Genomic DNA, 14,249 nt, shown 5'->3' with positions numbered 1-14,249 from the left:
AGGCGAGTTGAATGGTATGTGTATCGGCCCAATCAAGATTGACCCCGGGGTGCGGCAGGTATGCAATGGCGGCCATGTGCCAACCAGGAGAACGTCTTGCCAACCACTAACAACCACAGCCCCACCAGCCACCACCTGGCGCAGCAACCGCTGCATGCGGCCATACAGGCCAGCGTGCACATGCTCCGGCAGCAAGCGGGCCTGCCAGCGCAGGCTTTGGAGCAGGGCGCTTTGGCGCTCAGCGGCGATGGCGCTGCCTACCCCTCGAGTTTTTGCCTGGATGTGGCAGCGCCTGCGGCCGTGGCGGCCAGCGGCCTGGCCAGTGCCTTGTTGTACCAGCGCCGCCAGCAGCGGGCCATGCCCCAGGTCCAGGTGGATGTGGGCCATGTGCTGGCCGAGTGCAGTGGCTATTTCACCTTGGACGGCGAGCAGCCCAACCTGTGGGCGCCCATCTCGGGCCTCTATGCCTGCGGCGCCGATGTGGGCGAGCCGGGCTGGCTGCGCATCCATGCCAATTTTGACCACCACCGCGATGGCGTGTTGCGGCTCCTGGGCCTGCCCACGGGCGCTGCCACCACGCGGCAGCAGGTGGCGGACGCGCTCCAAGGCTGGACGGCGCAGGCAGCGGAGGAGCGCGCCGCAGCGCTGGGCCTCGTGGTGGCAGCTGCGCGCAGCCCTGAGGCCTGGCAGGCCCATCCCCAAAGTGCGGCGGTGGCCGCGCAGCCCTTGCTGTCGATCACGCAGCTGGACAGCGACCAGCCCGCCGCGCCCCGCGATGGGCCCGCGCCTGCCCAGCACCGGCCGCTTGCTGGCCTGCGCGTGCTGGACCTGACCCGCATTCTGGCGGGGCCCGTGGCAGCCCGCAGCCTGGCGGCGCAAGGGGCCGATGTGCTGATGCTCAATGGGCCGGGTCTGCCCAATATCGAGGCCATTGCCGATATGAGCCGGGGCAAGCGCTCGGCCTTGCTGGATCTGAAAACCCCGGCAGGCCAGCAAAAGATGGCCGCGTTGCTGGATCAGGCCCATGTGCTGCTGCAAGGCTACCGGCCGGGCGCGCTGGATGCGCTGGGGCTGGATCCGCAGTCTGCCGCCCGGCAGCGGCCGGGCATCGTCTATGCCAGCCTGTCAGCCTATGGCCGCAGCGGCCCCTGGGCCGACCGGCGCGGCTTTGATTCGCTGGTGCAGACCGTCTGCGGCATCAACTGGGCCGAAGGCCAGGCGTTTGGCAGCGCGGGGCTGCGGGCGCTGCCGCTGCAGATTCTCGATTACAGCGCGGGCTTTTTGCTGGCCTTTGGCATCCAGGCTGCGCTCTACCGCCAGGCAAAGCAGGGCGGCAGCTGGCATGTGCAGGTGTCGCTGGCGCGCGTCGCACAGTGGTTGCAGTCCATGGGCCAGCGGCCGGTAGCCGCTGCGGCGGCTACGGCACCCAGCGGCGCGCCGCCCGACGCCTATCTGGAAGAGATGGACACTGGCTTTGGCCGCCTGCGTGCGGTGCGCCACAGTGCGGTGCTGCAGGGCCTGCCAGGCGGCTGGCCCCATGCCGGCCAGCCGCCTGGCGGTGACCCGCCCCGCTGGTGAGCCCTGTGGGGCTGCGTGGGGCACCGGCATCAGTGATAATGGCGGGCTATGAGCGGCAATACCTTCGGCACCTTATTTACTGTTACCAACTTTGGCGAATCCCATGGCCCCGCGATTGGCTGCGTGATTGACGGCTGCCCACCGGGCATGGCGTTGAGCGAGGCAGATATCCAGCAGGACCTGGACCGCCGCCGCCCCGGCACCAGCAAGTTTGTCACCCAGCGCAATGAGCCCGACAGCGTGGAGATCCTCTCGGGCGTCTACGAGGGCAAGACGACGGGCACGCCGATTGCGCTGCTGATCCGCAATACCGACCAGCGCAGCAAGGACTACTCCAATATTGCGCAGAGCTTTCGCCCCGGCCATGCCGACTATGCCTACTGGCACAAGTACGGCATCCGCGACCCGCGTGGTGGTGGCCGCTCCTCGGCCCGCCTGACCGCGCCCACCGTGGCCGCTGGCGCCGTGGCCAAAAAGTGGCTCAAAGAGAAGTTCGGTACCGAGTTCCGCGCCTGCATGCTGCAGGTGGGCGAGGTGGCCCTGCCTTTTGAGGACTGGTCGCATGTGCCTAACAACCCGTTTTTTGCGCCGGTGGCCGATGTGACCCGCTATGAAGACTATATGGATGCGCTGCGCAAGGCGGGCGACTCCTGCGGCGCGCTGATCCGCGTGCAGGCCAGCGGCGTGCCGGTGGGCCTGGGCGAGCCGCTGTATGACAAGCTCGACGCCGACATCGCCTACGCGATGATGGGCCTCAACGCCGTCAAGGCGGTCGAGATTGGTGCCGGTTTTGACAGCGTGGCCCAGCGCGGCACTACGCATGGCGACTCGCTCAGCCCCCAGGGCTTTCGCAGCAACAATGCCGGCGGCATTCTGGGCGGCATCAGCACCGGCCAGGACATCGAGATCCGCATCGCCATCAAGCCCACCAGCTCGATCATCAGCCCGCGCGAGTCCATCGATACCGAGGGCAAGAGTACCGAGGTCATCACCAAGGGCCGGCATGACCCCTGCGTGGGCATCCGCGCCGCACCGATTGCCGAGGCCTTGCTGGCCATGGTGCTGATGGACCATGCGCTGCGCCACCGCGCCCAGAACAGCGATGTGGTGCAGGCGGTGGGGCCGATTGCCGCCGAGGCGCCGCAAGACTGACAAGGCGCAGCCCGGGCCGGCTCCGTGGCTGGTCTCCAAAGAAAAATGCGAACCCAGGGTTCGCATTTTTTTGTGCCTCAGTCCTTTTTACGGGCGCTGTCTTTCCTGGGCTCGGGCGGCGGGGTCGTTACCTCGTCGACGATGGACTTGAACTGGTCAATGTCCTCGAAGCTTCGGTAGACGCTGGCATAGCGGATGTAGGCCACCTTGTCGAGCTTTTGCAGCTCGGCCATGACCAGCTCGCCGATCAAATGCGTCTGTACCTCACGCGCACCCAAGGTGCGCAGCTTGTCCTCGACATGCTCGAGCGCCAGGTCCACCTTGTCGATGGGGACCGGGCGCTTGCGCAGCGCCAGGCTGAACGAGCCGCGCAGCTTGCTGCGGTCGTAGTCGATGCGCCGGCCGTCCTTTTTGACGATGACCGGCAGGCTGACCTCAGGCCGCTCATAGGTGGTAAAGCGCTTTTCGCAGTTGCCGCACTGGCGCCTGCGCCGTACAAAGCCGCCGTCTTCTGCAACACGGGTCTCCACCACCTGGGTATCGGGATGGCTGCAGAAGGGGCATTTCATAGGCGCGGGCGCAGGTCAGATCAGCGGTAGACGGGGAAGCGTGCGGTCAGGGCGTTGACCTTGGCGCGCACGGCAGCGATGTTGGCCTCGTCCCGTGGGTTGTCCAGCACGTCGGCGATCAGGTTGGCCGTGAGGCGCGCTTCTTCGTCCTTGAAACCACGGGTGGTCATCGCGGGCGTACCGATACGGATACCGCTGGTGACCATCGGCTTTTCCGGGTCGTTGGGGATGGAGTTCTTGTTGATCGTCATGTGGGCAGCGCCCAGCACGGCTTCGGCTTCCTTGCCGGTGATGCCCTTGGCGCGCAGGTCCACCAGCATCACGTGGCTTTGGGTGCCGCCAGAGATGATGCGCAGGCCGCGCTCGGTCAGGGTCTCGGCCACGATGCGGGCGTTGGTCTTGACCTGCTGGGCATACTGCTTGAACTCAGGCGTCAGCGCCTCCTTGAAGGCCACGGCCTTGGCTGCGATCACGTGCATCAGCGGGCCGCCTTGCAGGCCGGGGAACACGGCCGAGTTGATGGCCTTCTCGTGCTCAGCCTTCATCAGGATGACGCCACCGCGCGGGCCGCGCAGGCTCTTGTGGGTGGTGGTGGTCACCACGTCGGCGTGGGGCACGGGGTTGGGGTATTCGCCAGCGGCGATCAGACCGGCATAGTGGGCCATGTCCACCATGAAGATCGCGCCCACATCCTTGGCCACCTTGGCAAAGCGGGCAAAGTCGATTTCCAGCGAGTAAGCGGATGCGCCAGCGATGATCAGCTTGGGCTTGGTCTCGTGCGCCTTCTTTTCCATGGCGTCGTAGTCCAGCTCTTCCTTTTCGTTCAGGCCGTAGGAGACGACGTTGAACCACTTGCCGGAGATGTTCAGTGGCATGCCATGGGTCAGGTGACCGCCTTCGGCCAGGCTCATGCCCATGATGGTGTCGCCGGGCTTGAGGAAAGCCAGGAAAACCGCTTCATTGGCCGATGCGCCGCAATGGGGTTGCACATTGGCAGCATCTGCGCCAAACAGTTGCTTGACGCGGTCGATGGCCAGCTGCTCGGCGATATCGACAAATTCGCAGCCGCCGTAGTAGCGCTTGCCGGGGTAGCCTTCGGCGTACTTGTTGGTCAGCTGGGTGCCTTGGGCCCACATCACGGCAGGGGAGGCATAGTTTTCGCTGGCGATCAGCTCGATGTGCTGCTCTTGGCGCTGGTTTTCGGCCTGGATGGCCGCAAAGAGTTCTGCGTCGGTCTGTTCGACAAGGATGTTACGTTGGTACATGGCGGTCGTTGGAGTCAGAAGTGAGCCCTGCCTGCCAACAGTGAGGTTGGCGAAAACAGGGGCTGCCCAGGCGCACGGCTAACACGTGGCGGGTGCGGGGGGCGATGCGCTCGCCCTGGCACTGCACGGTACGCTCCCCGGTGGTTGCTGCAGGCCGGGCCTGCATTCCACGTCAACAATCCGGTCATACAGATGTCTATCGCCAGTCGCGTACCCGGCTAGTGTAGCCGAGGCTGCACAGGCCTGGGGCAATGGGTTTATCGCCACGTCTGGATAAAAACCGGTTCAGGGAAGCTGTGCCAAGGCCAGAAAAAACAAAAGCACCCCGCAGGGTGCTTGTGCTAACAGGGCGACGAGCCGGAGGGGCAGATCAGGAACCCATGGCCACGGCGGTGGCCTCGGCCTTGGCCGCTGCTGGCAGCGCGGCTTGCTTGTCAGCCAGGGCCACGGTTTCAGAAGCGTTGCCTGCAGCTGCGCTGTTGCTGGCGGCCTTGGCCTTGTCGGCCACGGTACCGGCTGCGGCGGGCGTATCCGCCTGGGCCGACAGTGAAGGCTTGGCAGCGGGGGCCACCGGTGCCTTGGGCGTGTTGCTGCGGCCTTCGGCCACTTGCTTGATGCGGAAGTGCTCGGCCATCACCTTGGCGGCGTAGCCCCCGTCGGTCGGCAGGTTGGCTGCGCCCACATAGTATTTGAGGCCGCCTTCGAGCGAGCCGGCGCGCTCGATGCACTCCTGCAGCACCTTGACGCCCACGCGCAGATTGGTCACCGGGTCAAAGGCTGCAAAGTGGCCGCCGAAGTGCTCGTACTTGTCGGTGTGAATCTTGGTCATCACCTGCATCAGGCCTTGCGCACCCACCGAGCTTTGGGCAAAGGGGTTGAAGCTTGACTCCACGGCCATGATCGCCAGGATCAAGGTGGGATCCAGCTTGGTTTCCTTGCCCACGAGGTAGGCTTCGGAGACGAGCACGGCCAGTGGCTCAGGCGCCACGCGGTATTTCTTGGCCAGCCAATAGGCCACATTGGCCTGGTTGCGGGGCAATTGCTGGGGGTTGCTGGCGGTGGCACGGTCCACGGCCGCCACCATGGCGGCATCGTCGCCATTGGATGCGTCCGCATCGGCACCTGCCAGGTCAACGGCTGGCGCATGCGTGCGGGCCTGCAGCCAGCTGCGCAATTGCGCCTCGCCGGCGTGGCGCAGGTCATCACGCGACACCAGGGTGAGGGCGCAAAACGCCACTACCAGACCGATCAAAGCAAAACTGTTGTGTGCCATGGTCATCAGACCACAGCTGATGGTGGCGCTCAATGAGCGCGCACCGGCATCCACTTGCGCGGGAGCCGTCATAGGGATTTTTCCTTTCTAAGTCCTGCCACCTCCAACAAAGAGCCCGGCGGATAGTGCACCGGGCTGGGGTCTGGCAGGGTGGAGCCACACTGTCCTGTGCGGTCTCCGGCAGGCTGTCTGCGTTGCAGACGGCCCTTGTCGTTTCAAGCACGCTCTTGCGTGTCAGGGGCTACGATCAAAACACCGTGAGGGGTGTTGACTAAAAAATCAGCAATCAATGCAATGGGCTGAATTCTAGAAGCTTGCTTAATACTCAGTCAACACTATTGAATTGAAAAATGAGAAAAAAAAGTAATAAAAAAACGTGTATAGCGGTTCACCGCAGGGCCGTATCCGGGCTGGGGCGGCAGCCATCCCTGCACCTAGGATGGCAGGCAGAAAAAGCACCGGATCGGGGGCCTGTTGGGGACCCCGTTTTATGGGTTCAATAGCTTATATTTAATCTTTTAAATACATTGATTGATATAAAGGATGCAGCAAAAAGTCAATCTTTATCAAATGCTGCGCGGCTGTTGTGCTCTGTTTTTGGTGTAGCGAGTCGCTCCATTTGCGTTTTTTCAGCCTAGGAGGGAGCCCGGGTGCCGCCTGCCAATAGCTGCAAGGAACCGTTGCGGGCCGCGCAAAACACTGGCCTGATTTGGGCGGGCAGGTCTTGGTCATCATGCGGTCATCTGCGCACGCACAAATTTCACATCAAAAGGCCAAAAAACTGTATAAAAACCAGGATAAAACAGCCAATAACCCATGGCTACATCAGGTTTTTGGCATTTATACCTGGGTGAAAAATAGATGGACGCAAAAAAGCAGGGCCTGGCGTGTGTTTTTACGGCTCCGCGCTGCGGTTTGGCATGCCGCAGTGTGAAAAGCACGGCGGTGTTCAGGGCGGGCGGACGGGCGGATGCCCGATCCGGCTGTTGGATCCGTGCATCGCGGCAGCGCCCCCTGCTGCTCTCGACCCTGGCCGTGGTGCTACCACAGGGCGCGCCGCCATAGAAACTGCGTCTGTCCTCTATATATATAGAGAGGCACACCGTTTCCTGGGGCAGTCTGCAAGACTTGAACGATTGTGAACGAGCTACCGATGCCGCTTTTGTGTGCTAAGCCAGCGCCGCTACAGCGGCTTATTTGTGCACAATGGATCTTGGGCCTGCCATGGCTGCCATGGGGTGGGCCGTACTGACTCAGAGTGAGGATCATCGCCGTGAGCGAAACGCAAGAAACAAACAAGAAAAAGGTCGTCGCGATGCGCTGGTTGCGCCGGCTGGGATGGTGCCTGCTGGCGCTGCTGCTGCTGTGGGCGCTGTCGTGGCTGCTGCTGCCCTGGCTGCTGCGCACCCAGGGCGAGAAGCTGGGCACGGAAAAACTTGGGCGGGCGGTGCATATCGGGGCGGTGGAGTTCAAGCCCTGGTCGCTGGAGCTGACCGTGCGCGACCTGCAGATCGCCGGGCCCCAGGCGGACAGCGCGGCAATGCTGGCGGTCGAGCGCATCTATGTGGATGCCGATATCCAGTCGGTGTTCAGGCTCGCACCGGTGCTCGATGCCATCCAGGTGGACAAGCCGGTGCTGCGCATCGCGCAGACCGCCCCCGGAAAATTTGATTTTGACGACATACTGCAAAAGCTGCGCAGCCCTGAGCCCAAAGCCGATGACGGCAAGACGGCGCACTTTGCGCTCTACAACATCGAGCTCAAAGACGGGCAGGTGGCCTTGCGCGATGACACGGTGGGCCAGACCCATGAACTCCAGGGTCTGCAGCTGGGCATTCCCTTTCTGAGCAACCTCGAATCCAAGCGCGAGATCAAGGTGCTGCCCCAGCTGGCCTTTGTGCTCAATGGCAGCCAGTTTGCCAGCCATGCCGAGGCCACGCCTTTTGCCGATGACCGCAAGGCCGAGGCCAAGTTTGCGATCAAGGACCTCGACCTCCAGCCCTATCTGGCCTATATCCCCGCGTCCTTGCCCGTCAAGCTGGTGGCCGGCGTGCTCAATGCCGACCTGGCTCTGGCCTTTGAACAACGTGAAAAGACACAGGTGCGCCTGAGCGGCGAGGTGCATGCCAGCGCTGTGCAGCTGCACGACGCGGCCAACGGCGAATTGCTGGGCTGGGAGCGGCTCGATGTGCAACTGGCCGATGTGCAGCCCTTGCTGGGGCAGGTGCATATCGCCCAGCTGGCGCTCGATGGCGCGCAGCTGTCGCTCAAGCGGGGCAAGAATGGCCAGCTGAGCCTGCTCGATGCCCAGGGCCAGGCACTGCCGCGCCGGGCTGAGGATGCCCCGCAGGCCGCCAAGTCCACAGAAACCGCTGCCGCCGCAGACAAGGCAGAGCCTGCAGCCACCGTGGCCAGTGCAGATGGTGCAAGCCCCGAAGCGAAGGACGACAAGGCTGACAAGGCCGACAACGCGGACTCTCAGGCAGTCGCTGCAGAAGCTGGCGCATCCGCAGGCAAAGCCAGTAGCGGCCAACCTGCCTGGTCGGTGCGGGTCGATGCGCTCAAGCTCAGACGTCTCAAGGGAGTCTGGGTCGATGAAAGCGTGCCACTGCCCGCGCGCGTGCAGCTCGATGACTTCAGCATGGAGGCGCAGCAGATTGCCTGGCCCTTCAAGCAGCCTTTCAGTTTTGAGGGTTCGTCGGGGCTCTCGGGTGCGCAGGGCGTGCCGTCTACCGGCCGCCTGGTGTTCTCGGGCAAGGCGACCGACCAGATGGCCGAGGTGGATGTGACCACCACGGGCCTGCCGCTGCAGTTGGGTGCTTCTTATTTGACCGGCGTGATTGAGCCGGGCCTGCTGGGCACGATAGACAGCGAGATGCACCTGAGCCGCCTGGGCACGGCGCTGAAGCTGACGCTGGCGCAGATGCGCGTATCGGACGTGGCGCTGCAGTGCAACAGCAAGGCCAACTGCGCGCCGCCCCATGGCCCGGCCATCGGCCTCAAGGGCAAGAACAACCTGCTGGAGCTGCGCCAGCTGCTGGTCAAGGATGCCGTGCTGGACACCGAAGCCCAGCAGGTCAAGCTCGGCTCGGTGCAACTGGTTGAGCCGGTGCTGGGCCTCTCGCGCGCCAAGGACGGCCGCATGATGTTTGAAGACTGGCTCGTGGCATCGCAGGCCCGCCAGAGCGAGGCCAAGGCGCCCGCAAAGCCTGCTACTTCTAGCAAGGCCGCAGCCAGCAAACCCTGGGATGTGCAGCTGGATGTGATCGCGATCAAGGGCGCCCAGCTCGCCTTCCAGGATGAATCGACCGCACGCAAGGTCGCCTTTCGCCTGACCGGCTGGGATCTGGAGCTGCGCGACTATGCGCCGCTGGCGGCCAAGGCCAAGCCCTCGCCGCTCAAGCTCTCGGGCCGGATCGGCAGCGGCCGCGCCGAGCCCGGCCGCATCGCCTATGACGGCAGCCTGGGCCTGGCGCCAGTGTCGGCCGTGGGGCGTCTGAATGTGAGCCAGCTGCCCGTTCACGCCTTTGAGCCCTATGCGGCGGCTCTGCTGCCGGTGCGCCTCGTGCGCGCGGATGCCAACTTCCGGGGCACGGTGGACTTCAGCCAATCGGACAAGGGGCCGGTGCTGCATATCAAGGGCGATGCTGGGCTGGATGATGTGCGCGTGCGCCCCCTGGTGGCCGCCGCAGCGCCGGCCAGCGGTGATGATGCCAGTGATGACGATGGCAATGGCGCCAGCGAGACCGGCCGCAAAGCGGCTGCACCTGTTGCCAACCGGGGTACAGGTACCTTGGGCATTGGGTTGATGGGGGCGGGCGATGACCTGCTGAACTGGAAGCTGCTGAGCCTGCGCGCCCTGGCCGTGGACATGGTGCCGGGCCAGCGCATGAAGGTGCAGGTCGGCGAGACGGCCTTGACCGACTTTTATGCGCGCCTCGTGGTGCAGGAGAACGGCAAGCTCAATCTGCAGGACCTGGGCGGCAGCAGTGCTGCGGGCGCTGGCAATGCGGCGGCGCCATCCGAAGGCGTGGTGGTCGAGGCCTCGGGCGGCGCGGCAGTCAGCCCACCGGCCTCGCCTGCCAGCCCCGAGCCAGCCACCGGCCCGATTATCGACATGGGGCCGATCACGCTGGCCGGCGGTACCGTCAAGTTCAGCGACCAGTTTGTGCGGCCCAACTACTCGGCCGACCTGTCCGAGCTGGCCGGGCGCATGGGCGCGTTTTCGTCCGAGCCGACGGCCGGCCAGTTGCAGCTGGCCGAGCTGGAGCTGCGCGGCAAGGCAGAAGGCACCGCGTCGCTGGAGATCACCGGCAAGCTCAACCCGCTGGTCAAGCCGCTGGCGCTCAATATCCATGGCAAGGTGCGCGATCTGGAGCTGTCTCCGCTGACGCCCTACAGCATCAAGTACGCCGGCCATGGCATCGAGCGCGGCAAGATGAGCGTGGACGTGCAGTACGACGTGACGCCCGAGGGCATGCTGACGGCCAGCAACAAGCTGGTGCTCAACCAGTTGACCTTTGGCGATGCGGTGCAGGGCGCGCCAGCGAGCCTGCCGGTCAAGCTGGCTGTGGCCTTGCTGGCCGACCGCAATGGCGTGATCGACCTGGACCTGCCCATCAGCGGCTCGCTCAATGATCCGCAGTTCCGCCTGGCGCCGATCATCTTCAAGGTGATTGGCAACCTGATCATGAAGGCGGTGACCTCGCCCTTTGCGCTGCTCTCGGGCGCCTTTGGTGGCGGCAGCGAAGCCAGCCATGTGCCCTTTGCCCCCGGCAGTGCGGTGCTGGATGCGGACAGCAAGCAAAGCCTGGATAAGGTGGCCAAGGCGCTGGAAGACCGCCCGGCGCTGCAGCTGACCGTTGCCGGCCAGGCCGATCTGGAGCGCGAGAAGGACGGCTGGCGCAAGGCCCGCATCGATGACCTGGTGCTGGCGCAAAAGCGCCGCAGCGCTGTGCGCGCCGGTGGCAAGCCTGAAGACGTGCAGGCCGTGAGCGCTGCCGAGTACCCCGCCTTGCTCAAGGAGGTGTACAAACGTGCCGATATCCAGAAGCCGCGCAACCTGGTGGGCATGGCCAGCGACATCCCGGTGGCCGAGATGGAAACCCTGCTGCTGACCAGCATCAGCGTGCCCGACAATGCGATGCGCGAGCTGGCGCTGGCCCGGGGCGTGACGGTGCGTGACTACCTGGCCAGCAAGGGCGTCAAGTTGGAGCGCCTCTTCCTGGGCAATGCCAAGACCGAGGGCTTTGGTGAGGACAAGGACTGGACGCCGCATGCCGAGCTCAGTCTGGCGCCGCGCTGAGCGCTGACACACCATTGAACAAGGGCTGGGCCGCAGGGCGCCAGCCCTTTGTTTTTGGCCATGCTGCGGCCGAATTACCTGATAGCGATGCCCGTGTGCTTGGAGTCCTTGCCAAACCGGGTCAAAATAGCACCCTGGATGCAGGCCAGGCAGTTTCGCAGAGACTCCCTTGGGCCGGCTTCCCTCTTTTTTATGTGCCAATGGCTGCATTGCGCTGCATTGCGCTGCGATGCAGGCCGTATTTACGACTGAACTGACTCCATGTTCCCCTTTATCTCGCGCAACAAGACGCCCGAAACCCCTGAGCCCGCACCCGCACCCGCCAAGGCGGCCGCTGCCCCCCATCCCCTCGATGGCGTCACCGGTGGTGCTTTCTCGGCTGCCACCTCGGGCGAGCGTGCAGCCAAGGTGCGCGAATGGCTGGCGACCAACCCGGGTGCCGAGCAGCTGCAGGAAGTGTTCAAGGAGCTGTCTGCCCGCGACAAGGGCGCTGCCAAGGCTATCCGTGAGCGCATGGAAGAGATGCGCCGCGCCAAGGGCCAGGAGGCCATCGCCGCGGAATGGGCCGAGAAGGCCGAGAAGCTGCTGGGCGCCTCCAAGCTGAACATTGCCGATGCCCTGGCCTGGCAGCGTGACGCCGCCAAGGCTGGCGCGCCGCTGTCGCGCGAGCCGCTGGCCGCGCTCAAGATCCAGCTGGCCGACCGCATCAAGACGATTGAAGACCTGCAGCACCGCGTGCAGGTGCAGCGCGAGGCCGCCGTGCTGCTGGCCCAGCGCGTCGAAGTGCTCTCCACCAAGTCCTACAAGGATGCCCAGGCTGCCCAGGCGGCACTGGCCACCGATGTGCAGCACTGGCAGGACCAAGCTGCCGTGCTCGAAGGCGATGCCAGCTGGGGCAGCGTCGAAGCGCGCTACCCGAGCATGCTCGACGCCTCCAAGTCGCAGCTGCTGCTGGTCTGGGATGCGTTCCAGTCCGCCCTCAAGCAAACCCTGGCTGCCGCTGAAGATGCGCAAGCGCCGCTGCCCACGGTGCCGGTCTGGGCCGACGAGATCCGCGCCGGGCGCGGCCTGCCCACCGAAGTGGAGCAAGCTGCCGCCCGTGCCGCTGCTGCCAAGCCCGCTGCCGACCCGCAGGAAGCCAAACGCGCCAAGCATGCGGTGCAAGAAGCGCTGAAAGCCTTGCAGGCCCATACGGCCGAAGGCCATGGCAAGGGCGCATCCAGCGCGGCGCAGCAGCTGCGCGCTGCCCTCAAGCAGCACGGCAAGCTGATCGACCAGGACCTGGAATCGCAGGTCAACACCGCGCTGATCGCCGCCGGTGAACTCGAAGGCTGGCAGCGCTGGAGCGCCGACAAGGTGCGCGAGGAGCTGCTGGCCAAGGCCCAGGGCTTGCTCGCCCGCCCCGAAGGCCAGGAGCTGGGCGGCCGCAAGCTGCAAGAGGCGCTGCGCCAGCTGCGCGAGGACTGGAAGAAGGCCGACCAAAGCGGCCCCACCAACCATGCGCTGTGGAAGAAGTTTGATGAGGCCTGCAACGCTGCTTACAAGCATGTCGAGGTCTGGCTGTCCAAGGTGCGCGAAGAGGGCGCCAAGCACCGCGCCGAGCGCGAGGCCCTGATTGCCGAGCTCAAGGGCTGGGTCGAGGCGCACAAGCCATCGACCGATTGGAAGCGCATTCAGCGCGACCTGTTCCAGTTTGGTGACCGCTGGCGCGCCAGTGGCCATGTGGGCGAAAAGGCCTATGCCGAGCTGCAAGAGGCCTGGAAGACCGCGCTGCACGAGGCCTCTGCGCCTTTGCATGCAGCCCAGAAGCAGAGCATTGCGCGCCGCGAAGCCATGGTGGCCCAGGCCGTGGAGCTGGCCGCTGCGCCCAACCTGAACATTGACGCCGTGCGTGAGCTGCAGCGCCAGTGGCAGACCGAAGCCCAGTCCGTGCCGATGGACCGCCGCCATGAGCAAAAGCTCTGGGATGCGTTCCGCAAGCCACTCGATGAAGCCTTTGCCCGCAAGACCCAGCAGCGCGAACGTGTGCAGCACCAGCTGAGCGCCCGCGACCAGGCCGTGCTCGACGCCTCCAAGGCGCTCGAAGCGGCCAACCACAGCGGCGATGCCGCCCAGATCCAGGCCGCGCTCGATGTTTTGCAGCAAGCGCTGCAGGCCCAGCAAGCCCCAGTGGCTGCCGAGCCTGTTGCCGCTGCACCAAAGGCAGCGGCGCCAGAAGCGGTTGCAGCGGATGCGGCTGCTGTAGATGCGGCAGCACCAGTGGATGCGGAGCAGCCCGCAGAACCTGCAGCCCAGGAGGGTGCCGATGCAGAGGCCGCTGCTGCTCCGGCACCAGCGCCAACACCTGTGGCCCCCAAGCCCGTGATTGCCCAGCGCAGCGGCGATGACCGCCCCGGTATGCGCCGTGATGCGCCCGCAGCCGCTGGCCGCCCCGGCAAGCCTGGTGGCGATCGCCGTGACAGCCGCGATGGCCGCGACAGCCGTGGCCCGCGCAGCGACCGTGGCCAGGAGCGCCGTGGTGGAGATGACCGCTTTGGCCGGGGTGAGCGCATGGACCGCGCGCCGCGCGAAGACCGGGGCCCTCGTCTGGGCGATGCCGCCTTCCGCGCCCAACGCGATGCGGTGGAGCATGCCCAGGCTGCGCTGCGCAAGCTCGCCACCCAGGCCCATGGCCAGGCGCTGACGCAGATGATGGATGCATGGAGCAAGCGCGATGCCGCGCTGCTGCCCCAGGCCCAGGATCTGGGACGCCTTGCCAGCGGCTCGCGCAACAGCTGGAGCCAGGCCATTGCCGCGCCTGCCGCCGGGGATGGCCGCGAAGCCATGCTGCGCCTGGAGATGGCAGCGGAAGTGCCCACCCCTGCCGAGCACATCAATGCCCGCCGTGCACTGCAATTGCAGCTGCTGACGCGCCGCAATGATCCTTCGCCGCAAGAGACCTGGCAGCAGGATGTTGCCAAGGTACTGGCCACCAGCAGCGACGAGGCCTCGGCCCGCCGCCTGCAAAATGCCTTGAAGGCTTTGCTGAAGAAGTAAGCCTTCTACAGCGCCGCCCTCACAACGCCCTGTTCTTGAACGCCAGGGCGTTTTTTATGGGCCTGGTGCTG

General features: G+C 65.1%; 7 protein-coding genes and 1 riboswitch. Of the genes, 4 read left to right on the top strand and 3 right to left on the bottom strand.

Translation table 11 applies throughout. The annotated features are described in order from the left end of the window. The first annotated feature begins 96 nt into the window (after positions 1-96). Together DCO45_RS01795 and aroC are read left to right on the top strand one after the other, a co-directional pair. Complete coding sequence (locus DCO45_RS01795; protein ID WP_243419208.1) at positions 97-1,578, top strand: CoA transferase; 1,482 nt, start codon at positions 97-99, stop codon at positions 1,576-1,578. A gap of 48 nt (positions 1,579-1,626) precedes the next feature. After that, complete coding sequence (gene aroC / locus DCO45_RS01790) at positions 1,627-2,730, top strand: chorismate synthase (RefSeq protein WP_116924209.1); 1,104 nt, start codon at positions 1,627-1,629, stop codon at positions 2,728-2,730. A 77-nt stretch (positions 2,731-2,807) separates the two neighbouring features. Here aroC and nrdR read toward each other — a convergent pair whose 3' ends face one another. The 3 genes from nrdR to DCO45_RS01775 form a co-directional block, all read right to left on the bottom strand. Continuing rightward, positions 2,808-3,299 (bottom strand): transcriptional regulator NrdR, encoded by a 492-nt coding sequence (nrdR, locus tag DCO45_RS01785; protein WP_116924208.1) that lies wholly within the window; start codon positions 3,297-3,299, stop codon positions 2,808-2,810. Between the two features lie 20 nt (positions 3,300-3,319). Then, positions 3,320-4,564 (bottom strand): serine hydroxymethyltransferase, encoded by a 1,245-nt coding sequence (glyA, locus tag DCO45_RS01780; protein WP_021028725.1) that lies wholly within the window; start codon positions 4,562-4,564, stop codon positions 3,320-3,322. Positions 4,565-4,621: 57 nt separating this feature from the next. Then, positions 4,622-4,784: riboswitch (ZMP/ZTP riboswitch) on the bottom strand. A 150-nt stretch (positions 4,785-4,934) separates the two neighbouring features. After that, positions 4,935-5,909: a lytic transglycosylase domain-containing protein gene (locus DCO45_RS01775; protein ID WP_116924207.1), complete on the bottom strand. Its 975-nt coding sequence runs from the start codon at positions 5,907-5,909 to the stop codon at positions 4,935-4,937. Between the two features lie 1,201 nt (positions 5,910-7,110). On the opposite strand from DCO45_RS01775, the gene DCO45_RS01770 reads away from it, so the two are divergent. Together DCO45_RS01770 and DCO45_RS01765 are read left to right on the top strand one after the other, a co-directional pair. Continuing rightward, positions 7,111-11,142, top strand: a complete 4,032-nt coding sequence (locus DCO45_RS01770) for a DUF748 domain-containing protein (protein ID WP_133247975.1) — start codon at positions 7,111-7,113, stop codon at positions 11,140-11,142. A 261-nt stretch (positions 11,143-11,403) separates the two neighbouring features. Continuing rightward, on the top strand, positions 11,404-14,178 hold the full coding sequence (locus DCO45_RS01765) for a DUF349 domain-containing protein (protein ID WP_116924205.1): 2,775 nt from the start codon (positions 11,404-11,406) through the stop codon (positions 14,176-14,178). Positions 14,179-14,249 lie beyond the last annotated feature (71 nt).

This window comes from Comamonas sp. JNW (assembly GCF_003105075.1).
Lineage (GTDB): Bacteria > Pseudomonadota > Gammaproteobacteria > Burkholderiales > Burkholderiaceae_C > Comamonas > Comamonas squillarum.
This window is presented reverse-complemented; position numbering and strand designations above follow the sequence as displayed.